Here is a 24,361-nt window from a genome sequence, read left to right on the forward strand (position 1 = left end):
GTTAACTTCTAAAAAGGGATAAATCAATTTTTAAAGAAAATACATTTGAATATAATGCTGTACTTTGATTGCCTAGTGAGGTCAATGCGTAATCAATAGCGATTCCTTTGTATTTGAATCCCAAGCCAATATTGGGTTGAAAGCCTATTTTTTCTCCATTGTCCAATTGCGTTACATGTTGAAAATTGCCAACGCCCGCCCTTAAAAAGGCAATATCTGTATAACCAAATTCCAAACCAATTGCAGGATCTATACTTAAAAAACTGCTTGAAATTAAATCATTGGTCTGGGTAAATTGCATGTTGATATTGGCAGAAGCCAAAAGGCTGTAATCGTCGTGAAATGTGATTTTTTTTGCTACCCCAAGTTGAGCCTTTGGCAATGTTATCTCTGTACTTTCTGGCATTTCCTGATTTTGTCCGGGAATCGCAGCTGCTATTTTTTTATACTTTTCTTCGTTGATGTTCCAGACATTGTAAGTGGTCGTAATGTCACGAAGCATTAATCCAAATTGCCAATCATTCTTTTCAAATTGCAATCCAAAATCAAACCCAAATCCCCAGGAAGTTGCAAAATCCCCAATGATTCTCCTAATAATTTTTGCATTTACACCATACTGAAATCCTTCAATTGGTAATTTAACCGCATATGAAAAAGTAAAACCATAATCGGCTGTGGAGAAAAGAGAAATTCGGTTATAATCTATATTTCCCTCATTATCTATTAAGTCGGTGGTATTCAAAATATCGTCTACGCCAAAGCGAATTAACGAAATACCCCAAGCCGAGCGATCGTCAATAGGGCTGGCATAAGCGGCATAATCATATTTGGCTATATTGGCAAAATAGTTGGAGTGCATTAAAGACACTTGGTCGTCCTCAAGATGAGTTAATCCTGCCGGGTTCCAATAGCCCGAATTAACATCAGAAGTAAAAGCCACCACCGCATTTGACATTCCTAGCGCCGCAGCATCGACACCAATATTCATGAACTCATTCGAGTATTTTCGAACCGTTTGACCATGGATGGCATTTGCAATAATTAGGAAGAAAATGAGCTGTGTTTTTTTCAAAAGGGCTTTATAAGTTTTTAATTTTTATCAAAAATAAAGTTTTTTAATGATGTAGTGGCTTCAATTCAATGAAATACTAATTTTTGTAGACAAGAAGCCAAAAACTCTTAAGAAAACCTGTATAGCTTTCGCATATTATACCTTAGTCCAATGGTTTTTGGTGTAATGCCGTTGTATATTTTATTTAGGCCAATTTTTATTGGACTAATTTGAAATAACAAACGGTATTGTATTAAATTTGCCGAGTTATCATTCAATTTAAATACTATGAACATCAAAAAACATATTCCGAATACAATTACTTTGCTTAATCTATTTTGTGGCTGTATTGCTGTGGTATTTGTAAGTAAAGATCAGTTTGAAATGGCTTTCTTTTTTGTTTGCCTCGGAATCTTTTTGGATTTTTTTGATGGATTTTTTGCCCGTTTGTTTAAAGTAACCGGTGAGTTGGGATTACAGTTGGATTCACTGGCAGATATGGTGACCAGTGGTGTTGTTCCAGGTTTTGTCATGTTTAAAATGATGCAAAACAGTTCGGTTTATATGGCTGAAGGTTGGCTTCAGTATTTTCCTTATTTGGGTTTTATCATTACACTTGGCTCGTGTTTTCGTTTGGCAAAATTCAACATCGATATCCGTCAAACCGATTCTTTTATAGGATTGCCAACTCCTGCGAATGCGCTTTTTATATTGAGTCTTCCTTTAGTTTTAGAGCATTATTCGGGTGAGTCATTAATGGTGTTGGAAATTTTGACTGAGAAATGGGTTTTGTTGATGATTGCTTTGTTTAGTGCTTATATTTTGAATGCCGAGATTCCTTTGTTTTCATTAAAAATAAAAAAGTTTACTTTAAAAGATAACGTACTCCAAGTAATTTTCCTCACTAGTTCCCTTTTGTTTTTGGTTTTCTTGAATTACTTGGCCGTCCCAATGGTGATTATTTTCTATGTTTTACTTTCGGTAATCAATAATAAATTTCTAAAAAAGTAATTTTTTTGGATGAAAAGGAATGTCAGAACGGTACCAAGACGAAAAACCAAAAAGAAGAAAAGTTTTTTCTCAGGAAAATGGATTGAATATTTTTTTATTGGGATAGCTGTTCTTATTATTCTTGGGGGTGCCAATCATTATCGTTCAGCTTTAATTAATTATTTAGGTTTTACACCTCATTTTAAAAGCAAAGTTGATATTTTTTCTGAAGCGCGTAATCTAAAGGTTTTGGAAAAAAACGAAGGAAAAACGGTTGGTATTGATGTGTCCGAATATCAAGGGAAAATCCGTTGGTCCTATGTCGATACTATTGAGGAGAAATATCCCCTACGATATGTTTTTATTCGTGCAACCGTCGGAAACGATAGGGTTGACAATGAATTTAAAAATAATTGGCTTGGCGCCAAAAAAAATAAAATGATACGTGGTGCTTATCATTATTACCGTCCCAACGAAAATTCTCTTGAACAAGCCGAACTTTTTATAAAAACTGTTACACTAAAAAAAGGCGATTTGCCACCGGTTTTGGATATTGAAAAACTGCCCAAAGATCAGTCAATGGAACGGTTGAAATTAGGTTTGAAACGTTGGTTGAAAGCGGTAGAACTTCATTATGGAGTTAGACCAATTATCTACACTGGGGAGAAGTATTACGACGATTTCCTAAAGGAAGAGTTTAGTGAATATCTTTTTTGGATAGCCAATTATAATTTTTACCGCGAAGAAATTCAAGAGGATTGGCTGTTTTGGCAATTTACTGAAAAAGCCAGTGTACCGGGAATCGATACTACTGTCGATGTGAATGTTTACAACGGCGATTTACAGCAGTTGGGCTATATTACCGTGGAGTGATTTCCTGATAGTAAGGTTGAATTAAAATATTTGTTATTTTTAGAAAAGTTAAAAAGGAAATTCTAAAATATCTTTTGGGGAACTTACTCTAAGCAGTTCTAACTAAAATTTGAACACAATGTCAAATCTAGCAAACAAACCTTCTTTTAAAGGGATTATCCCTCCAATGGTAACGCCATTATTATCAGATAATCTTACTTTGGATTTAAAAGCAATGAACCATCTAATCGAACATTTGATTTTGGGTGGAGTTCACGGAATATTCATTTTGGGAACAACCGGAGAATCAACAAGTTTGAGTTATGCTACGAGGAAAAAACTCATTGAGGAAAGTTGTAAAGCGGTCAAAGGAAGGGTTCCCATTTTTGTCGGAATCACTGATACAGCTATTGAAGAAAGCATTCGCTTGGCGCAGATCGCTAAAAAAGAGGGAGCTTCGGCAGTTGTGGCTGCTCCTCCTTATTATTATGGTTTGGGGCAGGAAGAATTGTTTAAGTATTATTGGAGTTTAGCCAGCCAAGTGGACCTACCGCTGTTTTTGTACAACATGCCATCGCACACGAAGATAAATATTGACGCAAAAACCGTGGTTCGATTGGCAGAACATTCAAATATCATCGGATTAAAAGACAGTTCGGGAAATGCGGTTTATTTTCAGTCACTGTGTCATCTGCTGAAAACAAATTTCACGCTCTTGGTAGGCCCAGAAGAAATCACCGCGCAGATGGTCATGACGGGTGCGCATGGAGGCGTTAATGGTGGTGCCAATCTTTTTCCAAAATTATATGTCGCGCTGTACAATGCCGCAATAGCCAAAGATTTTGCCCGAATTGAGGAATTGCAAGATTTGGTAATGGAAATTAGCACCAGGATTTACACCGTTGGTTCCTATGGTTCGAGTTATTTGAAAGGACTCAAAGGAGCTTTGTCGGCATTGGGAATCGTGAAAGGAAATATTGCTCCGCCATTTACTTCTTTTGACGAAAAAGAAATGACTAAGGTAATTGACACTATTAAAGAAATAGAAATCAAGGTTACTAAGGTATTGTAGTACAAAAAGTAAATTAGAAATAGTCCAATCCTATTTTTGTTTCATCGAGCGCAGTCGAGATGTACTGAGGGTTCTCGACTCCGCTCGAACTGACAAATTGGGCTGTTTTAAAAAAAAGCGGAGGTAGAAATAGTTTTTTAATGACTGCAAAAAAGCTTAATGCCTGCCTTTAGCCCCGATGGAGCCGATATCCTCTTATCTCGTCTTTTGGGACGAGATAAGAGATAAAGGCGAGAGCGGGAAACCATGTCAGCAAAAAAGCTACATCTTTCCGCTCCAAATTAAAAATCAGTTATTATTTGTATGCTATTTCTTCGGTCATGTTTATTGTTTTGGGACGTAAACTTACGAGTTGCAAAACGATGGCGATTACCACCACTAAGATCAACAGAACGAATACTTGTTCCATTCCTCCATTGTCGGCGGCTTTTCCAAGAAATTCGGTAATAATCGCTCCGGCAGAAATCCCAACAAAGTTCATAATGCCATATCCGGTGGCGCGATAACGTGGTGAGACAAATTGACAAAGAATGGGCATGTTGTTGGTGTCAAAGATCCCAAATCCAAAACCAAAAAGCATTCCGCCAACTAAAATGGCTTCAATACTGCTGCATTTACCCAATAAAAAAAGTGCCGGAATTGTAAATCCCAAACCGATTGCACTAGTGTAAATTCTCCCTTTAAGGTTTTGAATAACCCATCTGTCTGAAATAAACCCGCCGAATAAAACCCCAGCAAAGGATGACATCGCAATACTAACTGTTGCGATTGGACCGGCAAGAGCCATATCCAGATGCAGTTTTTCTGAAAACAAAGTAGGTAACCAGTTTTTGGCCGCCCAACCCGGTAAACTTGGAGCGGAGAAATAGAAAAGTAAAACCCAAAAAGAGATATTTCCAAACAGGATGCCCAAACTTTTGAACATTTGTTTAAATTCCTTTTTTATCGATAATTTTTGAGAGGTGTCAAAAACATAGTCTTTCTTTTCCTTAATGAAAAAAATCAGCAGAATACTGTAAACAATACCTATCAGACCTACTGAATGAAAGGTAAAATGCCAAGAAAATTGTTTGGAAATGGTGGCACCAAACCCACCTAATGCTTGACCTAGATAGATGCCGGTAGTATGAATGCCTATAGCAAAAGATCGGGTGTTCCCCTGATGGTAATCGGCTATTAATGATAAAGCGGCCGGAATGTAAAAGGCCTCACTGAAGCCCATGATGGCGCGTAAAACATATATTTGGTTAAAAGTAGTGGCAAAGCCCATAGTCATTGTTACGCCAGACCATATAAAAAGGCTGCAGACAATCATGTTTTTTCGGTTCAACCTGTCGGCAATAATCCCGGAAACAGGGCTCATCAAAGCATAAACCCAAAGAAAAATAGCCATTAGTAACCCAAAATTTTCAGCTTTGGCCAATTCCGGAATATCAAGCACCATTGCGGGCTTCATGGTAGAAAGCATCTGACGATCGAGGTAATTCAACAATGCGACAAACCACAATAAGCCAACAACTATCCAAGGATAGGATTTTTTTTCACTCAATTTTGCAGTCATAGTGGCGTTATTATAAATGCGCTAATATATGAATTCAAATGAGATAAAATGTTGATCATTGCTATGTCTTAAAGTATAGATATTTACTTCGGAAAACCTTTGGTTGAATTAACTTTTCCTAAGAATAGAAAACAACACTGTTGAGAAAAACAAAAGTGCTATGACACAAAACCATTTTGTGTTTTTATTTGCAAAATTGACGGTTATTCCCATCCATTCTGCTTTTTTTGGAACAAGAATGCGATCGTCTTCTTTGTTGTAATAAAAAAGACCCCATTTCCAATTGTTGGGATCTTTGTGCCAATTGTTATAATCTTCCTGAGTTGGTTTTCTTGAATTCATCTTCCCTTTTTTTTGAATAATAAAAACTGAAAACTGCAACGGAGTACTTTTTAAAACTCCAATTTCTTCTTTCTCAGCTCAAAATTTTGTCCAAGATACACACGACGAACCATTTCGTCTTCAACCAATTCTTCGGGTACACCTGCTTTTAGAATACCTCCTTCAAACATAAGATAGGTTTTGTCGGTAATAGCCAGTGTTTCCTGTACGTTGTGATCTGTTATTAAGATTCCGATATTTTTGTTTTTCAATTGGGCTACAATTCGTTGAATATCCTCTACCGCAACAGGGTCAACTCCCGCAAAAGGTTCGTCAAGTAATATAAACTTTGGGTCGGTTGCTAAACAACGAGCGATTTCAGTACGACGACGTTCTCCTCCCGAAAGCAAATCACCACGATTGGTTCGGATGTGCTCCAAACTGAATTCGGCAATTAAGCTTTCCATTTTTTCTTCTTGCTGTTCTTTGGAAAGTTTTGTCAATTGCAATACACTCAGAATATTGTCTTCGATACTTAATTTTCTAAAAACAGAAGCTTCCTGTGCCAAATACCCAATTCCTTGTTGAGCTCTCTTGTACATTGGATAATCGGTAATATTCAAATCGTCCAAATAGATATTTCCGGAATTTGGTTTTACCAGCCCTACAATCATGTAGAAAGAAGTTGTTTTTCCGGCACCATTAGGTCCTAAAAGCCCAACGATTTCGCCTTGGTTCACTTCCACCGAAATCCCTTTTACAACACTTCGTCCTTTGTAGGTTTTTATTAAATTTTCTGCTCTTAATTTCATCTTTTAAGTTTAATTGTTTAAACATCTGAATCGTTTAAACGCTACAAATTAACGAATAAACGATTCAACAAATAAAGTATTAACAATTATTTAGTTTCGGTTCCTTCCAATGCTTCCCAAAATTCATAAGCTCTACGCAAATGAGGTATTACGATCGTACCTCCCACAAGGGTTGCAATTCCCATGGCTTCCATCATTTCTTCTTTTGTAACGCCTTCTTTATAGCTCGTTTCCAAATGGTATCTCACACAATCATCGCAACGCAAAACGGTCGAGGCTACCAGTCCTAAAAGCTCTTTGGTTTTCACGTCCAATGCACCTTCGGCATAGGCATTGGTGTCCAAATTGAAAATGCGTTTCACTATTTTATTATTGTCTGCCAATAATTTTTCGTTCATTTTAGAACGGTAGTCGTTAAATTCTTGTACGATATCAGCCATTTTCTATTTTTTTGTTTTTCGTTGACACAATTTTTGAAATCAAAATACTCACTTCATAAATAAGCAACATTGGGATAGCAACAATAGTTTGGCTCACAACATCAGGTGGAGTAACAATTGCAGCAACAATCAGGATTATTACAACGGCATATTTCCAATATTTTCTTAAAAATTCTGGAGTTACGAGTCCTAATTTTGTTAAGAAGTAAATGATAATAGGAAGTTCAAAGAAAAGACCGCTAGCTAAAATACTGGTTTTTACCATTCCGATATAAGAATCCAAAGTGAATTGGTTGTGGACAACGCTACTTATTGTAAAAGTTGCCACAAAATTTACCGACATTGGGATAACCACGTAATATCCAAATAGAACTCCTAAAAAGAAGAGTAATGACGAAGTGAATATAAACACTTTTGCGTTTTTCTTTTCCTTTTCATACAAAGCAGGACTGATAAATTTCCAAACTTCCCATAAAATGTAAGGAAAACTCAAAATGAAACCTGCCAAGATGCACATCCAAACAAAAATATTTACCTGCCCTTCCATCTCGGTATTTTGGATAATAAAAGGCATTTCGGTAATACAAATGCTATCAGCAAAACCCAATTGATGTGATAATTCACAAAAATAGCGGTAGGTGAAAAAAGTAGGTCTTGTTGGACCAAATATGATGGTGTCAAACAAGTAATCACTGATGAAATAAGTTACACATGCCATGATAATTACAGCAGTGGTACTTCTAACTAAAAGCCATCTTAATTCTTCCAGATGGTCTAAAAAGGACATTTCGCCCAGGTTTTTCTGTGCCATTATACGATTCCCTCTTTTAAAATATCATGTAAATGCAATACGCCTTTGTATTCCCCATTGTCAACAACGATCAATTGAGTGATGGAAAAATCTTCCATTAAATTAAAGGCATCCACGACCATGTCTGTCGATTTTATTGTTTTTGGGCTTTTGCTCATAATGTCCTTTGCGGTCAAGTCGGCAATGGTGTCGCGGTCGTTTAACATTCTTCGAATATCTCCGTCGGTAATGATTCCGACAACCTTGTCATTTTCTACCACGGCAGTTACACCAAGACGTTTTTCTGAAATTTCGAAAATCGCTTTTTTGATTGAAGTATCAGGAGTTACTTCAGGTTTCAAAGTATGTTCCAGCATATCTTTTACACGAAGCAATAATTTTTTTCCTAAAGCTCCGCCAGGGTGGTACACTGCAAAATTTTCCGCTTTAAAGTCCCTCATTTCCATTAGACAAACAACCAGGGTATCACCCATAACCAATTGTGCGGTCGTGCTGTTTGTAGGAGCCAGATTCAAAGGGCAAGCTTCGGCTTCAACGGTTGTGTTTAATACATAATGAGAGCCTTTGGCCAAAAAGGAAGTCATGTTCCCAGTCATTCCTATCAATTTATTGCCAAAACGAGTCAAAAGCGGAACCAATGCTTTGATTTCCGGGCTATTGCCACTTTTGGAAATGCAAATGATAACATCGTCATTTTGGATCATTCCCAAATCACCATGAATGGCTTCAGAGGCATGCAAAAATAAAGAGGGCGTCCCTGTTGAATTGAATGAGGCTACCATTTTTTGCGCAATAATGGCACTTTTACCAATTCCGGTTACAACCAATCTTCCTTTGGAATTGTAGATACACTGAACGGCTTCGGCAAAAGTGTCGTCAATGTAATCAATTAATTTAGCAATGGATTGGCTTTCAGATTCAATAGTTTTCTTGGCGCTAGCCAATATATTTTCCTTTGTAATCAAAACTGATAATTTAAAATTTGTAAGTCTAAAAGAAAGTTGTATCTTTATGTTCCGCAAATTTATATAAAATACCACATATTAAAGAATGAATTCAAACGAAATTGACATACACAAAGAATTAAAGAAATATTTTGGCTTTAGCCAATTCAAAGGCTTACAAGAAAAAGTAATAACGAGTCTGCTTAATAAACAAAATACTTTTGTTATTATGCCGACGGGAGGAGGAAAATCACTTTGTTATCAATTACCGGCTTTGGTTCAGGATGGTACAGCAATTGTTGTATCGCCTTTGATAGCATTAATGAAAAATCAAGTTGATGCTATTCGAAGTCTCTCTTCAGAAAATGGAATTGCTCATGTCTTAAATTCCTCGCTCACAAAAACAGAAATCGCACAAGTAAAAGCAGATATTTCGGAGGGAATAACGAAATTATTATATGTTGCCCCCGAATCTCTTACCAAAGAAGAATATGTTGCTTTTCTCCAAACTGTGCCAATCTCATTCGTTGCAATCGATGAAGCGCACTGTATTTCAGAATGGGGACATGATTTCAGACCGGAATATCGCAATCTAAAAAATATCATTAAACAGTTGGCAGAGGTTCCAATTATTGGACTTACCGCCACAGCGACTCCAAAAGTGCAGGAAGATATCCTGAAGAATTTGGAAATGGCCAATGCAACTGTATTTAAAGCTTCATTTAATAGAGCAAATCTGTTTTATGAAGTTCGTACGAAAACCAAAAACATTGAATCGGATATCATTCGTTTCATAAAACAACACAAAGGAAAGTCAGGAATTATTTACTGTTTGAGCCGCAAAAAAGTGGAATCAATCACCGAAGTTTTGCAGGTAAACGGTATAAGTGCCGTTCCGTATCATGCGGGATTGGATGCTAAAACACGTGCCAAACACCAAGATATGTTTTTGATGGAAGATGTTGAGGTCGTGGTTGCAACTATTGCTTTTGGAATGGGAATTGACAAACCCGATGTGCGTTTTGTGATTCATCATGACATTCCAAAATCTTTGGAAAGCTATTACCAAGAAACAGGTAGAGCAGGTAGAGATGGAGGCGAAGGACATTGCCTTGCTTATTATTCATACAAAGATGTTGAGAAATTAGAAAAATTTCTATCCGGGAAACCGGTTGCTGAGCAGGAAATAGGATTTGCTTTGTTGCATGAAGTTGTTGCCTATGCTGAAACTTCAATGTCAAGACGTAAATTCCTATTGCATTATTTCGGAGAAGAATTTGACAGCGAAACCGGAGAAGGAGCCGACATGGATGATAATGTCCGCAACCCAAAAACAAAAGTGGAAGCCAAAGAAGAAGTGGTTAAACTATTAGAAGTCGTCAAAAAAACCAAACATATTTACAAATCCAAAGAGATTGTATTTACCTTGATAGGTCGTGTAAATGCGGTTATCAATGCCCATAAAACAGACTCTCAATCTTTCTTTGGTTCAGGAAAGAATCACGATGAGAAATTTTGGATGGCTTTATTGCGACAAGTTCTCGTGGCGGGATTATTGAAAAAAGATATTGAAACTTATGGTATTATTGAGATAACCAAAGAAGGTTTGGCTTTCATGAAAAATCCGGAATCCTTTATGATGTCCGAAGACCATGAATACAGCGAGGCTGATGATGAAGCTATAGTAACGGCTTCAAAATCATCTGGAACTGCTGATGAATTACTGATGTCAATGTTGCGCGAATTGCGTAAAAAAGTAGCTAAAAAATTAGGAGTTCCTCCATTTGTGGTTTTTCAGGATCCTTCCCTCGAAGATATGGCTTTGAAATACCCGATTTCCCAATCGGAGTTGGTGAATATTCACGGAGTTGGTGAAGGAAAAGCCAAAAAATACGGCAAAGAATTCGTTGAATTAATAAGCCGTTATGTGGAGGAAAATGACATTATCCGTCCCGATGATTTGGTTGTAAAATCGACAGGAGTTAACTCAGTTAATAAATTATACATTATTCAAAATATCGATAGAAAGTTGGCCTTGACCGATATCGCTTCCGCAAAAGGACTAAAAATGGACGATTTGATTAAAGAAATGGAACAAATTGTTTATTCTGGAACCAAATTGAATATAAAATATTGGTTGGACGAAATGCTTGATGACGATCAGCAGGAAGAAATTCATGACTATTTTATGGAATCCGAATCAGACAGTATAGAGAAAGCACTTAAAGAATTTGATGGAGATTACGATATAGACGAATTGCGCTTGATGCGAATAAAATTCATTAGCGAAGTAGCGAATTAAAATCAAATTACAATATTTTAAATTCCAAATTCCAAAACTCGAAACGAGTAGCTTGGAATTTGGAATTTTCATTTTTAGAATTTACTCTTGATAAACCTCCCCACGATGCGGTTTTAAAGCATCCCTTACCTGAATCATATTTTCTTCAGTTACCACCATATAAGCGGTTGCATACATTTCGTTAAGAATTTCAAATCCCGTAATATTTATGGGTAATTTTTCAATTACAATATATTCTTTTAAATGGATCTCGTGATGTTCGGCTGTTTTTGCCGAAGCAGGACCACGAAAATCCCATATTAGTTTTATTTTTCTGGACATTATTTATAAGTGCAAGAGTTTGAAGAGGCAAAGGTACAAAGTCTATTTTTAAAATGGATTTTATATTAAAGGTCTATTTCGTTTCAAAATAGTATTTTTGCATGTTCTTTTCATAAAAAGAAAAGCTAATAAATTAAGTTATGCCACAAGAACTCCTATTACAAGTTTCTCCGGAAATTGCCGCCAACGAATCGTTATTGAAAATCCATTTGTCCAAACAAATAAAGGTTTTAGTAAATGAAATTCAGCACGTGGCTATTTTGAAACGATCAATCGATGCACGTCAGAAAGCGATTAAAATCAATTTGAAAGTTGTGATTTATTTAAAAGGAGAATCTTTTCAGGAAAATAAAATAGAATTGCCGGATTATAAAAATGTTTCCAATGCCCAAGAGGTTATTGTCGTTGGCGCAGGACCGGCAGGACTTTTTGCAGCTTTGCAATTAATAGAACTAGGTCTGAAACCAATTGTTATCGAGCGTGGTAAAGATGTTCGTGGCCGTCGCCGTGATTTGAAAGCGATTAACAGGGACCATATCGTAAACGAGGACTCCAATTATTGTTTTGGAGAAGGTGGTGCAGGAACTTATTCGGATGGGAAATTATATACCCGTTCCAAAAAACGTGGCGATGTCAATAGGATATTAGAATTATTAGTCGCTTTTGGTGCAACCGGAGATATTTTGGTAGATGCTCATCCGCATATTGGAACGAATAAATTGCCTCAAATTATACAAGATATCCGAGAAAAAATTATTGAATGTGGCGGACAGGTTTTGTTTGAAACCCGTTTGACTGATATTTTGATAAAAAATAATGAAGTAGAAGGAATCGTTACCCAAAGCGGTGATACAATTTTGGCGAATAAATTAATTTTAGCGACAGGGCATTCTGCCCGTGATATTTTTGAATTATTAGACAAAAAGAAAGTACTTATCGAGGCGAAACCTTTCGCCTTGGGCGTAAGAGCCGAACATCCACAGTCATTGATTGACAGTATTCAGTACAGTTGTGATTATCGGGGAGAACATTTGCCTCCGGCGCCTTACTCAATAGTGAAACAAGTAAATGGTCGCGGAATGTATTCGTTTTGTATGTGTCCGGGAGGCGTAATTGCACCTTGCGCCACAAGTCCAGGAGAAGTAGTGACCAATGGATGGTCGCCATCAAAAAGAGATCAATCAACTGCCAATTCAGGAATTGTGGTCGAATTGAAATTAGAAGATTTTAAACCGTTTGCTAAATTCGGCGCTTTGGCGGGAATGGAATTTCAAAAAAGCATCGAACAAAAAGCATGGCATTTGGCAGGAAACACACAAAGGGTTCCCGCGCAGCGAATGATTGATTTTACACAAAATAAAGTATCTGCAGATATTCCTAAAACATCGTATGTTCCGGGAACTACTTCTGTGGAAATGGGGCAGGTTTTCCCCGGATTTCTTTCTCAAATATTGCGACAAGGATTTTCAGAATTTGGAAAATCAATGAAAGGTTATTTGACCAATGAAGCCATTTTACATGCGCCAGAATCAAGAACTTCTTCACCTGTGCGTATTCCCAGAGATCCGATTTCATACGAACATTTGCAGATAAAAGGATTGTATCCTTGTGGAGAGGGAGCTGGTTATGCAGGGGGAATTATTTCTGCAGCTATTGACGGAGAAAAATGCGCTTTGAAAATCGCCGAAGTGCTTAAGGAATCAAGATAATTTTTCCAGTACTTTTTCTGCTTTCCAAATAATCGTGTGCCAACTTTCCTTCTGATAGTTTGAAAATAGTCGGTGCTGAAATTGTTATTTTACCGCTAATAATCCAATCAAATAATTGGTTCGCTCTTTTGATGCGTTCTTCTTTTGATACCAAATAGCTCCATAAATCACCACCAGTCAAAGTTTTGGAAGTGTCCATCAACATCCGAGGATTGACAAATTCAGGGTCGCCTCCAGCCATTCCGAAAAAAACGACTTGCCCACACATTTTGGTTACTTCAAAACTATCTGTCAAAGTGCTGCCAATACTGTCATAAACGACATCAACTCCATTTGGACAAAAATCAAATATTTGTTTTTTCCAATCTTGGGCGTATAAAAAAACAGCGTCTGCTCCATTTTGTTTTGAAACTTCCGCTTTTTCAGGGGAAGAGGTGAGTCCAATAACTTTGGCACCTAAAAGCTTGCTGATTTGCGTCAAAAATTGTCCAACTCCTCCAGCAGAAGCATGAACTAACACTGTTTCTCCTTTTTGGGTTTTATGGCTATCTGTTGCCAAATAGTGCGCTGTCAAACCTTGTAATAAAATGGTTGCGGCGGTTTCGAAAGAGATAGGCTCCGGTAGAGGAATTACATGGTCAAGGGGAACAGCAACATATTCAGCATTGGCAAAAGGCACATCAGCAAATGCTATTCTATCACCAATTTTAAAATCTGAATTTCCGTTGGTGTCCACTACAATTCCGGCGCCTTCATAACCTGCAATAAATGGAGGATTTCCTTTAAGGTGGTAATTTCCTTTTCGTCTGTAAACATCGGCGAAGTTGAGTCCGATGGCTTTCATTTCGATTAGTATTTCATCAGATTTTAATTTTGGCGACGGGATTTCTATATATTTAAGGACATCAGAATTTCCAAATTCAGAGAAGGTAAGTGCTTTCATTCTGTTTATATTTTGGATTAAAATTAAATCTTTCGGAGTACTTTTTCAGTTTTTCTTCAAAATTTAATTTTTGATAAATAAAAAAGCCGAAAAATGAATTTCGGCTTAGATGGGTTAAAACTATCTTTTGTGTTTCAGTTTGTCTTTGAAGACTTTTTCAAATTTTTCCAATTTGGGCTGTATAACTAATTGGCAATATGGCTTGTCCTTGTTATTGGCATAATAATCCTGATGATAATCTTCGGCTTCGTAAAATTTCGTGAAAGGCTCAACTGTTGTTACAATGGGATGTGGATACACCTTAGCTTTGTTTAATTCGGCTATAATGGATAAAGCTGCTTGTTTTTGTTCTCCATTACTATAAAAAATTACCGAGCGATATTGTGTTCCTATGTCGCCTCCTTGTCTGTTTAGAGTTGTTGGGTCATGAACGGTAAAGAATACTTGGAAGATTTCATCGAGACTGGTTACGGTTTTGTCAAAAGTAATTTGAACTACTTCGGCATGGCCTGTTGTTCCTGTGCAAACTTCTTCATAGCTTGGGTTGACAGTTTTGCCGCCTGAAAAACCAGAAACAACAGATTTTACTCCTTTCAGGTTTTCGTAAACAGCCTCAACGCACCAGTAGCATCCGCCGCCAAGGGTTATGGTTTCAAGATTAGATTGTGTCATTTTTTTAGATGTATTATTGTTTTGCGAAAATAATGTTCCGGTTAATAGTAAACAGGATAAAAATAGTGTTTTCATATGTGTAAATTTTATTTTTTAGAGGTCACATATGGTATCGCCTTTTTAATCATCGGTGTTTGCTTGCGCAAACTTGTGTTGATGGCGATTTCATATATGTAAAATTTATTTGTCATTGGTCATATATGGTATGCTTCGCCAATTCGCTACCACTCGGGTCGTCTTTTATTTATTGGAGTTTGCTTACGCAAACTTTTTGTTAATGGCGATTTCATAATTTAAGTTTTTTATTTGGTATCAGGGACAAAATCAAGTGCGATAGAGTTCATGCAATATCTTTTTCCGGTTGGGGCAGGACCATCATCGAATATATGTCCTAAATGTCCTCCACATCTACCACAAAGCGCTTCAATTCTTTCCATTCCAAGGGAATTGTCGTCTTTAAAAACGATGCTTTTTTTGTTTTCTTGTTCAAAGAAGCTTGGCCATCCGCAACTGCTGGCGAATTTGGCTCCTGAACGGAAAAGAAGGTTTCCGCAAGAGGCGCAATAATAAGTTCCTTTTACATCGGTGTTCCAATATTTTCCGGTAAATGCTCTTTCTGTTTCAGCTTCACGCATTACAGCGTAAACGTCTTCCGGTAAAACTTTTTTCCATTCGGCATTACTCAAATTTAGTTTGTTCGTATCAGTATGTGAGTAGTAAGGATTTCCGGGTTTGCCCTGGTTTTTTTCGACAGGAATTATTGTACTGCTCTTTGTCTCTTTATTTTGCCCACAGGCCTGAAAAGTAAACAGAGGCAGTAATAGTAAAATGCAAAAAAAGGATGTTGTTTTCATAATGTTTATTTTTTATACTTCAAAAGTAATGGACAAATAGGAATTGAAATGTCGTGTATTTTACAATTCAAATTCTTTTATACAATTTTTAACTATTGTTAGATACGTTAAAAATGACTATTTGGTTTCAAAAAAATATAAATGATGTGATTTTCTACAAGTCAATTCACATATTGATTAAATGTTTTTTGAACACTACTTTTTCAGAGACTCTTTTGCGGAAGGACAGTCGTTATAAACATCCAATCGCATTTCAAATACAGATTGCGAGCAACCCCAGTTGATTAGTGTTTTGATAATCTGCTTATTCAGAAAGGAAGCAATAACTTTAAAATCAGTTGTTAAATCACTTTTTTAGATTGTAATAACTTATTTTTTTCTTTCAATGTTGAATCAAGGGGATGTTCAATCGCAATAATTCCTTTTTAGAATTCCAATAATATTGTTAATTCGTCTAGTGTTCTTTTTCGGATGTGAATCATATTGCTGATTGTAAAATTTCAGTATCAAATATACAAAAAAGTAGTGTTGCAATTTTTAGGCTTAAGTTTTGAAGGTTTCGCAAAAGAAATAGCTTCCACAAAAAGCAAAACGATAGCAAAGGCTTTAGAAAGGATATCTTTTTTGTACTTTTGCTTCTTCAATGGAAAATATGGAAGAAGAACAAGTAATATTAGTTAATGAATTAGATCAGCAGATTGGTTTAATGCCTAAGTTGGAAGCACATGAAAGAGCCATTTTACATCGTGCTTTTTCTGTTTTTATTTTAAATGACAAAAATGAGATTATGCTCCAACAAAGAGCACATCACAAATATCATTCCCCTTTATTATGGACAAATACTTGTTGCAGTCATCAGAGAGATGGTGAAACAAATATTCAAGCCGGTAGCCGAAGATTGTATGAGGAAATGGGGTTTAAAGCGGAATTAAAAGAACTTTTCCATTTTATTTACAAAGCTCCATTCGATAACGGATTGACCGAACATGAGTTGGATCACGTTATGATTGGTTATTATAATGACGAGCCAATAATTAATCCTGAGGAAGTAGAAGATTGGAAATGGATGAAAATTGAAGATGTTCAAAATGATATGCTTGAAAATCCTGATGATTACACGGTTTGGTTTAAAATTATTTTTGATGAATTTTATCATTTTTTAGAAGAACATACGATTTAAGATTGCAGATTTCTAATTTTAGATTTTTGATCTGAAATCTAAAGTCTAAAAACCCAAAATCATAAATATAAAACTCCATGAAAGTAACCCTGTCCAGAAAAGCACATTTTAACGCAGCACACCGTTTGTACCGAAAAGATTGGACTTTCGAGCAAAACGATGCTATTTTTGGCAAATGTAATAACCCTAATTTTCACGGTCATAATTATGAATTGATTGTAAGTGTTACGGGTGAGATCGATAAAGAAACCGGTTACGTATTGGATGTGAAATTTCTAACCGATATTATAAAGGAAGAAGTTGAAGACCAATTTGATCATAAGAATTTGAATTTGGATGTACCCGAATTTCAAGATTTGAATCCAACCGCCGAGAATATTGTAGTGGTGATTTGGAATAAAATCAGAAAAAAAGTAAAACCGGAATTGGATTTGGAAGTGGTTCTTTATGAAACACCGCGCAATTTTGTAACCTATAGAGGAGAATAGATGCAACTGAAAGTAGGGGACAAAATTCCAAATTTTAAGGTCAAAGACACAAATGGGAATGATTTTGACAGTCAGGAAATGATTGGACAAAAACCTTTGGTTATTTATTTTTATCCAAAGGACAATACACCTGGCTGTACAGTTCAAGCCTGTGGTTTCAGGGATCAATACGAGGATTTCACGGATTTGGGTGCTGAAGTAATCGGGATTAGCAGTGATAGTGTTGAGTCGCATCAAAAATTTACTCAACAATTCCGGTTGCCTTTTACACTTTTATCAGATTCGGATAAGAAAATAAGAAAGCTTTTTGGTGTTCCTCCGGATTGGTTTGGGATATTGCCAGGAAGGGCCACTTATGTTGTTGATAAGGCCGGAACTATTATTATGATTTTTGATAGTGTTAAGGCGGAGCAACATATTCAAAAGGCTTTGGAGGCGATTAAGACATTGAAGTAGCTTATGAAGCAATTAAAAATTTGTCTTTTGGTGATTGTAAAAAAGCAGAATGTTGCCTTTTAGCCCCGATAGTAGTGGAAATCCTTGTGTGCCGGGGTTCGGCACATAAGATTGCAACGGATAGCGGTAGGATACTTGTGTAAAATTCAAATCTCCCTGCTCCAAAAAAATAAAAAAAACTCTAGTTGAAAAAACAAAAAACAAAAATAAAAAATGAGTGCAGAATTATACCCATTGCAGTTTGATGCAATCCTCAAAGAAAGAATTTGGGGTGGTGAAAAATTAAAAACGATTTTGAATAAACCAATTACATCCAAAATTACTGGGGAAAGTTGGGAATTGTCTACGGTTGAAGGCGATGTGAGCGTTGTGGCAAACGGTGCTTACAAAGGAAAAGCTTTGACTGAGTTAATCAATGAATTTCCAAATGAAATTCTTGGAACTGCTGTTTACAAAAGATTTGGGAATCAATTTCCATTGTTGTTTAAATATTTGGATGCCCGTGAAGATTTGTCGATTCAGGTACATCCGAATGATGAATTGGCTAAAGCGCGTCATAATTCATTTGGTAAAACTGAAATGTGGTATGTTATGCAGGCTGATGCCGATGCCAGAATTATTGTTGGGTTCAAAGAAGATTCCAGCCGTGAGGAATACTTGGAAAATCTGAATAATAAAACCCTAACAAATATTCTTGATGGTATAAAAGCGAAACCGGGAGATGTGTTCTTCTTGGAGACTGGAACGGTTCATGCTATTGGGGCGGGATTGGTTATTGCTGAAATTCAGCAAACTTCAGATATTACTTATCGTTTATACGATTTTGATAGAAAGGATGCTCAGGGAAATACTAGAGAACTTCATGTTGACTTGGCATTGGATGCTATAAATTACAAAAAAGTTGATACCTATAAAGAATATTCCAAAGAGCAAAATCAATCAAATACAGTGGTTGATTGTCCTTATTTTACAACTAATTTTATTCCATTGGAAGGCGAAAAACAGGTTGCGGGTTCAGGATTGTCTTTTACGGTGTTTATGTGTATTGAAGGTTCGTTTGAATTAGAATACAATGGTGTGTCTAATAAATACATACAAGGAGATACAGTGCTTGTTCCGGCAGGATTGAAAAACTATAATTTGAAGGGAAAAGCTTCTGTTTTAGAAATTTACATTTCATAGATGTAAAAAAATATTTTTTATAGGTCATCTATGTTATCACTTTTTGTTTAAAGGTGTTTATCTCACAATAATTTATTTTCATCGGTGTTCGATGATTATTCAATTGTTTTGCAACAAACTGTTTTTGTGGCGATTTCATAGCAAGTAATACAAAGATTATATGTACTTTTGCAAGCGCAAATTAAATATTATAAAAAATGGCAAACGTTAAGAATTTAAAGAAAGACATCAATTACGTTTTAGGGGATATTATTGAAGCAGTTTACCTGTATGAAATTACTACAGGAGGAAAACCAACTGATGAAACAAATGCATTGATTGACGAAGCTATTGGTGTTTTTGATGCTTTAATTACTAAAGTGAACGCTAAAAACGTTGAAAACAAGAAGGCACATTTCAAACAAATAAATGTAGAATTGGAACAAGCTGCTAATCAATTGATTGCTAAAATCAACGATTTGTAGTAAAAAAAAGGGCAAAAAAGTTCGAATTTATTTTGGAAAAATGAAATTCGGACTTATATTTGCACCCGTAATGAGGCCGATGTAGCTCAGCTGGCTAGAGCAGCTGATTTGTAATCAGCAGGTCGTGGGTTCGAGTCCCTCTATCGGCTCAAAAAACTATCTATTCTTTAGGTGGTTTTTTATTTAAATTGACGAACATTACAAAACATATTGAATGCCGATGTAGCTCAGCTGGCTAGAGCAGCTGATTTGTAATCAGCAGGTCGTGGGTTCGAGTCCCTCTATCGGCTCAATAGAAAACCATCTAACTTTTGTTAGGTGGTTTTTTGTTTTAATAAAAAAATGGTCACGTATAACACGTGTTGAACGGATTTTTCGCGGATTTAATCTCTTTAGGTTTAATTCCTCAAAGCTCTGCTTCGGTTTTTTTTGCCATAGATTCACAGATTAAAAAAGGATTTTTAAAAATCTATAAATCTTAGGTTACTATTTAGCTAATACCTCTGGGGATCTGCCCCGAGGTAGTTTATTTTGTAATGTTGTTTAAATTCTTTGTGGGCTTTGCGATTAAGTTAAAGTCAAAAAAAAACCGCCCTTTTCAAAGACGGTTTAGATGAGGTAAGTAAATCTTAATTGTTTTTTTCGCTTTCTTTTATTGCATTAACATATTTAGTTAATTTTTTACCATAAAATGAGTTGGCTACTTTTGGTGTCATTGATTTTTGGATAGTATCAAGGTATTTGATGTTGATATCATAAATTTCGGCCAAAGCAATATAAGGAGATACTTCGTGATCTTTATGGTTTACTGCAAAATTGGTTGCATAAAGGTATTTACGTTTAATATTGTTTTCTTGTAAAGCGTTTAAACTGTCTAGTGCTTTTGTGTTTTTGAATTTTAAAGCTTTAAATTTTTTCTCGATCAAACTTAGATTTTCATCCGTAAAACGGGAGTTTACTTTTTTGTATTCTTCATATAATTCCTGATTTTTTGAACCGGTTATTTTTGCACTTGTGATGAACGAATCTAAGTTCGTGTCGATATTGATTGTTCCTGGTTCTGCAAAAAACATAATGTTGTTGTCAAGTGAGTTGGTAACACCTCTGTCAAGATATAAGTAAAGCATTTCGGGTGATTTCAAATCAATGTTGCTTTCAAAAGCAGAATTTCCATCTATTTTGATACTGTCTATTGCGACAAGGGAAGAATCAGCATACCTCTGAATGTACAAAGTACCTTCCTTTAATCCTTTTACGTTTCCTGTGATATGCAGGTTTGTTTTAGATTCATTTTTGTTACAGGCAACCAAAAGGATTAATGCAGCAAAAGCAATAATTGAATTTTTCATGTGTTAATGTTTATTGTTTTTAATAGGTCACATGTAATTCGCATATCATCATTGGTATTATGACCAATTTGCAGTCATGCTTATTTCATGTGTAAATAATAATTTGTTTTTTGAAAACATAAAAACACAATTTGTTCGAATTGAATGATCGCGATTTTAGTTTTGTTTATTTTTGGCGCAAAATAAAGAAAATAGTTTGAATAATGGTTTTAATGGAAATGAATTTAAAAAAAAATCCCATTCGCTGAGACGAATGGGATTTTGTATGGGTTTGTTAAGATTATCCTTTTAGCCAGGCTTCTCTCAAAGTTGCTTTTGAGCTATCTGTTGCTTCAAGGCCATCAGTATCAATATAAGGGAATTTTACAGCTCCTTTGATTACTTCCTCTTTTCCGTCACGTTTGATTTTTATAGAAATCGGATCGTTTTCTTTCCATTTTTGACTTTCACTGATCATGTCATAAATATTGTCCAGCGAATAAGCTTTGTCATTGATGGAAACAATTCTGTCTCCTCCTTTTAAGCCTAATGTAGTATAGAAAATATTCAATTCTTTGTCAGGAGCAATAAAGATTTCTTTGTTTGATCTGTCAACGCCAATATATGGAACTTGTCCTTTCAGAAATATTCCTTCAGGTGTTTTTTTGGTAACTTTTGTTACTCCCACTTTTACTAAATAGTCATAATATGGAATTGGAGTTGGGCCAGATACATATTTGGTTAAGAATTCACCAACTTCAGGATAAGTTAATGATGTAATTTTTGCAAATAAATCGGCATCATTAAATGGTTTTGAAACTCCGTACTCTGTTGATAGTTGATGCATCAAATCCAAAATTCCTCTTTTTCCTTCGCTTTTTTCTCTAATTATAATATCAACGCACATTCCAATCAAAGCTCCTTTTTGATATACATTTAAGTATTGGTCTTTATAAGGTTCTGTAAGTACATTGGCACTCATAGTGGTAAATGGCATAGTGTCATTCATGGCTTTGGCGCTTTCTATTTTTTCGGACAGGCGAGAATAGAAGGCGTCTTCTTTTATCAATCCTTGATTGATTTGGAAAAGATTGGCAAAATATTCGGTTACACCTTCATACATCCATAAATGCTGAGACATTTTTGGCGCATTATAATCAAAATATTGAATTTCTTTAGAGTGTATTGTCAACGGTGTTACAATATGGAAAAATTCATGAGAAACAATATCTTTTAATTGTTCAACCAGTTCATCTTTTGGCATCATTTCGGGCATAACCACTGTTGTTGCTGTTGGATGTTCCAATGCTCCAAAACCTTTCGCATCAGTAGGGGCCATAGAAGAAAGGTAAATAATAACAGTGTATTTTTTTGTTGAATTGATTTTGCCCAAAAATGTTTTTTGAGCAGTCATCATGGTTTTCATCTCTGGCGTTATGCTTTCTGCCGTGAATTTTCCAGTAGGAGAGTAAACAGCAATTTGAATATCCATACCATCTACCGTAAAAGTTGTGTAGTCGGGTTTTGAATACATGATTGGGTTTTCCAATAACTCTGAGTAAAGAGGCATTTCAAAAACATCTGTTGTTGAAGAACCATCTTTGTCAATCATTGAAGTTGCTCCCCAAAGATTTGCAGGATGCGTTACAGTAACTTTATATGGACTTTCCTTTTTGTCTTGAAAATAGCCAACAAAACCATGTAAGTTTAACATAAAGTTTTTATTAGCATCTATATTGGTTCCGGCAGGAGAGAACACATCGTCTTTTCCAAAGCCTCGACCTTTTTCAGTGTCGAAGGTGTCGTTTACTAAATAGGTGATTTTTGCTAAAGTGTTTGCTTTTTTGATAGACCATGTGTTGTCATCGGATTTGGTAACAGTCAATAAGTTTCCTTTTGCATCATAAGCTTTGAAATCGGCAACATATTTTCCGTAATCATCTTCCGAATAAGTTCCAGGAACTGTTTTTGGAAGGCTATAAATGGTTTCATCTGTTTTGATTTTTGGAGCTTTTACGGTTACCAAAACTTGGTCGTCTTTTACATCAGTAAGATTGATGTTGACTTCAATTGCTTCTTTTTTTTGTTCTACAGAGTGTGTAGTGCTAGCTTTACTTGTCCACAGTAGAGAAGAAAAAGCAAATGCGAAGATTATTTTTTTCATTTTGTTAATGTTTGTTTTGTCAATTAGTATTTCAATGTCAAAAAATGTTACAAATGGATTTAGACATTAAAGAAGTTATTATAAGAACCTGTTTAAATTTTATCTAATTATTTTGTTACGTTTCTTTTTGGTTACAAATGCGTTAAATTTTGCAAAGATAGTCTCAGCTATCTTTGCAAAATTTGCCTTTTCACTCAAAAATAAGCGGTAACAATTCTAAAATATAAAACTTAAACAGGCTCTAAAAAAAACTCCCGAAATTCGGGAGTTTTATAACGTTGGTTAGTCTAGTTTGTTTTTTATATAATATTTGCCGTCTAAATCGTCATCAAAATCGTCGATTTTAAGAGGTTTTGGTTTAGGTTTACTTGCAATAGCTTTCTTTTTCCACATTTCAAATTTTTCAACGGGCATCTTCTTTTTCATAATTTCAAGAACCTCTTTCTCTGCTAATCCAAATTCTTTTTTGATAATTTCAAATGGATTTTTTTCTTCTTGGGCTAATATCATCAGTCTTTCTGTTTGTTCCCAAGTTAATTCTTTGCGGTTACTCTTTTTCATCACGTGAAAATTAATTCTATTTTGTTTTAATTATTAATAAATCGGATTTTAATCTTATACCAATATTAATAAAAAAAATTATTACTTTTTATTTTAAGTAAAAAAAATATTCAAATTTTAATTCCTTTCAGATTCGCTGTGTTTTTAAAAGGAGAAGCTGATTTATACTCACATTTACTGTTTTTTTTGTGTGTTATAGTTTCAACAGTTTTAATGCTAATTTTATTCAATCGTTCGAAAGGTTAGATTTATTCTTGGACCAATTGGTTTTGATGTTTTTGGAATTTGGTGTTTCCAAAAATGCTGTGTAGTGCCCTTCATTAACAGTAAACTGCCATTCTCTAAAATAATATTCTTTTTTTGGGAGACATCAATATTGTGTTTCAATTGAAAGTTGCGTTTGGCTCCCAAACTTAGTGATGCAATTGTAGGATTGGTACCTAATTCCTTTTCGTTGTCGGCGTGCCAACCGTTACTGTCTTTGCCGTCTCTGTAATAATTCAATAAAACGGTGGTGAAATTCGTTCCGGAAATAGCTTCGGCCATCGATTTTATTTTTTGCAAAGTCAATGTCCAGTAGTGAGGCTGCATAGTGATATTGGAATAGGAATAAGGTTTTCCTTCATTTCCATATAAAGCCGTTAATCGCGGTTGCAAATGTTTTTTGCCATAAACTGTAATTTCATCGTGTTGCCAAGGCGTTTTTTCTAGCAATTCCGTGAAAAGAGAATCAGCTTCTTCTTTTGAAAGAAAAGAGGGAAAGTAGATGATTTCGGCATCTGGCAGATTAAAATATATTGGCTCTGAGTGAAAAAGTGAATTCATTTTACAAAAATAAAGAGAAAAGCAAAATGTAGTATTTTGTTTTTCTCTTTAAATATAT

At 35.5% G+C, this 24,361-nt stretch carries 25 protein-coding genes and 2 tRNA genes; 12 read left to right on the forward strand and 15 right to left on the reverse strand.

Going from position 1 to position 24,361, the window contains the following annotated elements; all coding sequences use genetic code 11:
• Window position 1 precedes the first annotated feature (1 nt).
• The gene (locus tag OZP12_RS05895) at window positions 2-1,072 is read right to left on the reverse strand and encodes a putative type IX sorting system protein PorV2 (RefSeq protein WP_489886112.1); all 1,071 of its coding nucleotides are present in this window, start codon (window positions 1,070-1,072) and stop codon (window positions 2-4) included.
• Window positions 1,073-1,339: 267 nt separating this feature from the next.
• Between OZP12_RS05895 and OZP12_RS05900 the strand changes: the two genes are divergently transcribed.
• From OZP12_RS05900 to OZP12_RS05910, 3 genes are all read left to right on the forward strand, one after another.
• A complete protein-coding gene (locus OZP12_RS05900) occupies window positions 1,340-2,062 on the forward strand; it encodes a CDP-alcohol phosphatidyltransferase family protein (protein WP_281228124.1) in 723 nt (240 codons plus the stop codon).
• Window positions 2,063-2,071: 9 nt separating this feature from the next.
• Window positions 2,072-2,914, forward strand: a complete 843-nt coding sequence (locus OZP12_RS05905; RefSeq protein ID WP_281228125.1) for a glycoside hydrolase family 25 protein — start codon at window positions 2,072-2,074, stop codon at window positions 2,912-2,914.
• 118 nt (window positions 2,915-3,032) lie between these two features.
• The gene (locus OZP12_RS05910) at window positions 3,033-3,965 is read left to right on the forward strand and encodes a dihydrodipicolinate synthase family protein (protein ID WP_281228126.1); all 933 of its coding nucleotides are present in this window, start codon (window positions 3,033-3,035) and stop codon (window positions 3,963-3,965) included.
• Window positions 3,966-4,260: 295 nt separating this feature from the next.
• Here OZP12_RS05910 and OZP12_RS05915 read toward each other — a convergent pair whose 3' ends face one another.
• From OZP12_RS05915 to OZP12_RS05940, 6 genes are all read right to left on the reverse strand, one after another.
• Complete coding sequence (locus OZP12_RS05915) at window positions 4,261-5,526, reverse strand: MFS transporter (RefSeq protein WP_281228127.1); 1,266 nt, start codon at window positions 5,524-5,526, stop codon at window positions 4,261-4,263.
• A 108-nt stretch (window positions 5,527-5,634) separates the two neighbouring features.
• Window positions 5,635-5,868 carry a DUF5808 domain-containing protein gene (locus OZP12_RS05920; RefSeq protein WP_281228129.1) on the reverse strand — a complete coding sequence of 78 codons (234 nt, stop codon included), beginning with the start codon at window positions 5,866-5,868 and terminating at the stop codon, window positions 5,635-5,637.
• 50 nt (window positions 5,869-5,918) lie between these two features.
• Window positions 5,919-6,659: an LPS export ABC transporter ATP-binding protein gene (gene lptB, locus OZP12_RS05925; protein ID WP_281228130.1), complete on the reverse strand. Its 741-nt coding sequence runs from the start codon at window positions 6,657-6,659 to the stop codon at window positions 5,919-5,921.
• Window positions 6,660-6,745: 86 nt separating this feature from the next.
• Window positions 6,746-7,099, reverse strand: a complete 354-nt coding sequence (locus OZP12_RS05930; RefSeq protein ID WP_281228131.1) for a carboxymuconolactone decarboxylase family protein — start codon at window positions 7,097-7,099, stop codon at window positions 6,746-6,748.
• Entirely contained in the window at window positions 7,092-7,910 is an 819-nt protein-coding gene (tatC, locus tag OZP12_RS05935; RefSeq protein ID WP_281228132.1) for a twin-arginine translocase subunit TatC, read from the reverse strand. Before tatC ends, OZP12_RS05930 begins: the two co-directional genes overlap by 8 nt.
• On the reverse strand, window positions 7,910-8,875 hold the full coding sequence (locus tag OZP12_RS05940) for a KpsF/GutQ family sugar-phosphate isomerase (RefSeq protein ID WP_281228133.1): 966 nt from the start codon (window positions 8,873-8,875) through the stop codon (window positions 7,910-7,912). Before OZP12_RS05940 ends, tatC begins: the two co-directional genes overlap by 1 nt.
• Before the next feature lie 85 nt (window positions 8,876-8,960).
• Between OZP12_RS05940 and recQ the strand changes: the two genes are divergently transcribed.
• Window positions 8,961-11,156 carry a DNA helicase RecQ gene (gene recQ / locus OZP12_RS05945; RefSeq protein ID WP_281228134.1) on the forward strand — a complete coding sequence of 732 codons (2,196 nt, stop codon included), beginning with the start codon at window positions 8,961-8,963 and terminating at the stop codon, window positions 11,154-11,156.
• An 81-nt stretch (window positions 11,157-11,237) separates the two neighbouring features.
• Here recQ and OZP12_RS05950 read toward each other — a convergent pair whose 3' ends face one another.
• Window positions 11,238-11,477: a hypothetical protein gene (locus OZP12_RS05950; protein WP_281228135.1), complete on the reverse strand. Its 240-nt coding sequence runs from the start codon at window positions 11,475-11,477 to the stop codon at window positions 11,238-11,240.
• A gap of 140 nt (window positions 11,478-11,617) precedes the next feature.
• Between OZP12_RS05950 and OZP12_RS05955 the strand changes: the two genes are divergently transcribed.
• The gene (locus tag OZP12_RS05955; RefSeq protein ID WP_281228136.1) at window positions 11,618-13,186 is read left to right on the forward strand and encodes an NAD(P)/FAD-dependent oxidoreductase; all 1,569 of its coding nucleotides are present in this window, start codon (window positions 11,618-11,620) and stop codon (window positions 13,184-13,186) included.
• Here OZP12_RS05955 and OZP12_RS05960 read toward each other — a convergent pair.
• From OZP12_RS05960 to msrB, 3 genes are all read right to left on the reverse strand, one after another.
• Window positions 13,170-14,129: a quinone oxidoreductase family protein gene (locus OZP12_RS05960; RefSeq protein WP_281228137.1), complete on the reverse strand. Its 960-nt coding sequence runs from the start codon at window positions 14,127-14,129 to the stop codon at window positions 13,170-13,172. The two genes, OZP12_RS05955 and OZP12_RS05960, sit on opposite strands and share 17 nt — an antisense overlap.
• A 120-nt stretch (window positions 14,130-14,249) precedes the next feature.
• On the reverse strand, window positions 14,250-14,876 hold the full coding sequence (msrA, locus tag OZP12_RS05965; RefSeq protein WP_281228138.1) for a peptide-methionine (S)-S-oxide reductase MsrA: 627 nt from the start codon (window positions 14,874-14,876) through the stop codon (window positions 14,250-14,252).
• Window positions 14,877-15,103: 227 nt separating this feature from the next.
• Window positions 15,104-15,655 (reverse strand): peptide-methionine (R)-S-oxide reductase MsrB, encoded by a 552-nt coding sequence (msrB, locus tag OZP12_RS05970; protein WP_281228139.1) that lies wholly within the window; start codon window positions 15,653-15,655, stop codon window positions 15,104-15,106.
• 652 nt (window positions 15,656-16,307) lie between these two features.
• Here msrB and idi point away from each other — a divergent pair.
• The 7 genes from idi to OZP12_RS06005 all read left to right on the forward strand — a co-directional run bounded on the left by idi (window position 16,308) and on the right by OZP12_RS06005 (window position 19,715).
• On the forward strand, window positions 16,308-16,835 hold the full coding sequence (gene idi / locus OZP12_RS05975) for an isopentenyl-diphosphate Delta-isomerase (RefSeq protein ID WP_281228140.1): 528 nt from the start codon (window positions 16,308-16,310) through the stop codon (window positions 16,833-16,835).
• 77 nt (window positions 16,836-16,912) lie between these two features.
• The gene (locus tag OZP12_RS05980) at window positions 16,913-17,323 is read left to right on the forward strand and encodes a 6-pyruvoyl trahydropterin synthase family protein (RefSeq protein WP_281228141.1); all 411 of its coding nucleotides are present in this window, start codon (window positions 16,913-16,915) and stop codon (window positions 17,321-17,323) included.
• The gene (locus tag OZP12_RS05985) at window positions 17,324-17,779 is read left to right on the forward strand and encodes a peroxiredoxin (protein ID WP_281228142.1); all 456 of its coding nucleotides are present in this window, start codon (window positions 17,324-17,326) and stop codon (window positions 17,777-17,779) included. It begins immediately after the preceding gene.
• A gap of 213 nt (window positions 17,780-17,992) precedes the next feature.
• The gene (locus tag OZP12_RS05990; RefSeq protein WP_281228143.1) at window positions 17,993-18,961 is read left to right on the forward strand and encodes a type I phosphomannose isomerase catalytic subunit; all 969 of its coding nucleotides are present in this window, start codon (window positions 17,993-17,995) and stop codon (window positions 18,959-18,961) included.
• A gap of 197 nt (window positions 18,962-19,158) precedes the next feature.
• Entirely contained in the window at window positions 19,159-19,425 is a 267-nt protein-coding gene (locus OZP12_RS05995) for a hypothetical protein (protein ID WP_281228144.1), read from the forward strand.
• Window positions 19,426-19,500: 75 nt separating this feature from the next.
• Window positions 19,501-19,574, forward strand: a tRNA-Thr gene (locus OZP12_RS06000).
• 67 nt (window positions 19,575-19,641) lie between these two features.
• Window positions 19,642-19,715: transfer RNA gene (locus tag OZP12_RS06005), tRNA-Thr, on the forward strand.
• Window positions 19,716-20,054: 339 nt separating this feature from the next.
• On the opposite strand, the gene OZP12_RS06010 is transcribed toward OZP12_RS06005, so the two are convergent.
• From OZP12_RS06010 to OZP12_RS06025, 4 genes are all read right to left on the reverse strand, one after another.
• A complete protein-coding gene (locus OZP12_RS06010) occupies window positions 20,055-20,774 on the reverse strand; it encodes a DUF4369 domain-containing protein (RefSeq protein ID WP_281228145.1) in 720 nt (239 codons plus the stop codon).
• A gap of 280 nt (window positions 20,775-21,054) precedes the next feature.
• On the reverse strand, window positions 21,055-22,917 hold the full coding sequence (locus OZP12_RS06015) for a M61 family metallopeptidase (RefSeq protein ID WP_281228146.1): 1,863 nt from the start codon (window positions 22,915-22,917) through the stop codon (window positions 21,055-21,057).
• A 282-nt stretch (window positions 22,918-23,199) separates the two neighbouring features.
• Window positions 23,200-23,478, reverse strand: coding sequence for a DUF2805 domain-containing protein (locus OZP12_RS06020; protein WP_281228147.1), 279 nt, complete (start codon window positions 23,476-23,478; stop codon window positions 23,200-23,202).
• A 222-nt stretch (window positions 23,479-23,700) separates the two neighbouring features.
• Window positions 23,701-24,303 (reverse strand): alpha-ketoglutarate-dependent dioxygenase AlkB family protein, encoded by a 603-nt coding sequence (locus OZP12_RS06025; protein WP_281228148.1) that lies wholly within the window; start codon window positions 24,301-24,303, stop codon window positions 23,701-23,703.
• Between the last annotated feature and the right edge of the window lie 58 nt (window positions 24,304-24,361).

The sequence above is a fragment of the Flavobacterium aquiphilum genome (assembly GCF_027111335.1).
In the GTDB taxonomy this organism is placed as follows: domain Bacteria; phylum Bacteroidota; class Bacteroidia; order Flavobacteriales; family Flavobacteriaceae; genus Flavobacterium; species Flavobacterium aquiphilum.

Coding starts and splice junctions, on each gene's coding strand:
- OZP12_RS05950 (WP_281228135.1), bottom strand. CDS start 11,477: ATGTCCAGAAAAATAAAACTAATATGGGATTTTCGTGGTCCTGCTTCG.
- OZP12_RS05910 (WP_281228126.1), top strand. CDS start 3,033: ATGTCAAATCTAGCAAACAAACCTTCTTTTAAAGGGATTATCCCTCCA.
- OZP12_RS05920 (WP_281228129.1), bottom strand. CDS start 5,868: ATGAATTCAAGAAAACCAACTCAGGAAGATTATAACAATTGGCACAAA.
- lptB (WP_281228130.1), bottom strand. CDS start 6,659: ATGAAATTAAGAGCAGAAAATTTAATAAAAACCTACAAAGGACGAAGT.
- OZP12_RS06015 (WP_281228146.1), bottom strand. CDS start 22,917: ATGAAAAAAATAATCTTCGCATTTGCTTTTTCTTCTCTACTGTGGACA.
- msrB (WP_281228139.1), bottom strand. CDS start 15,655: ATGAAAACAACATCCTTTTTTTGCATTTTACTATTACTGCCTCTGTTT.
- OZP12_RS05955 (WP_281228136.1), top strand. CDS start 11,618: ATGCCACAAGAACTCCTATTACAAGTTTCTCCGGAAATTGCCGCCAAC.
- OZP12_RS05930 (WP_281228131.1), bottom strand. CDS start 7,099: ATGGCTGATATCGTACAAGAATTTAACGACTACCGTTCTAAAATGAAC.
- OZP12_RS05960 (WP_281228137.1), bottom strand. CDS start 14,129: ATGAAAGCACTTACCTTCTCTGAATTTGGAAATTCTGATGTCCTTAAA.
- recQ (WP_281228134.1), top strand. CDS start 8,961: ATGAATTCAAACGAAATTGACATACACAAAGAATTAAAGAAATATTTT.
- OZP12_RS05995 (WP_281228144.1), top strand. CDS start 19,159: ATGGCAAACGTTAAGAATTTAAAGAAAGACATCAATTACGTTTTAGGG.
- OZP12_RS05915 (WP_281228127.1), bottom strand. CDS start 5,526: ATGACTGCAAAATTGAGTGAAAAAAAATCCTATCCTTGGATAGTTGTT.
- OZP12_RS05980 (WP_281228141.1), top strand. CDS start 16,913: ATGAAAGTAACCCTGTCCAGAAAAGCACATTTTAACGCAGCACACCGT.
- OZP12_RS05990 (WP_281228143.1), top strand. CDS start 17,993: ATGAGTGCAGAATTATACCCATTGCAGTTTGATGCAATCCTCAAAGAA.
- OZP12_RS06020 (WP_281228147.1), bottom strand. CDS start 23,478: ATGAAAAAGAGTAACCGCAAAGAATTAACTTGGGAACAAACAGAAAGA.
- OZP12_RS05900 (WP_281228124.1), top strand. CDS start 1,340: ATGAACATCAAAAAACATATTCCGAATACAATTACTTTGCTTAATCTA.
- OZP12_RS05905 (WP_281228125.1), top strand. CDS start 2,072: ATGAAAAGGAATGTCAGAACGGTACCAAGACGAAAAACCAAAAAGAAG.
- tatC (WP_281228132.1), bottom strand. CDS start 7,910: ATGGCACAGAAAAACCTGGGCGAAATGTCCTTTTTAGACCATCTGGAA.
- OZP12_RS06025 (WP_281228148.1), bottom strand. CDS start 24,303: ATGAATTCACTTTTTCACTCAGAGCCAATATATTTTAATCTGCCAGAT.
- idi (WP_281228140.1), top strand. CDS start 16,308: ATGGAAGAAGAACAAGTAATATTAGTTAATGAATTAGATCAGCAGATT.
- msrA (WP_281228138.1), bottom strand. CDS start 14,876: ATGAAAACACTATTTTTATCCTGTTTACTATTAACCGGAACATTATTT.
- OZP12_RS05985 (WP_281228142.1), top strand. CDS start 17,324: ATGCAACTGAAAGTAGGGGACAAAATTCCAAATTTTAAGGTCAAAGAC.
- OZP12_RS06010 (WP_281228145.1), bottom strand. CDS start 20,774: ATGAAAAATTCAATTATTGCTTTTGCTGCATTAATCCTTTTGGTTGCC.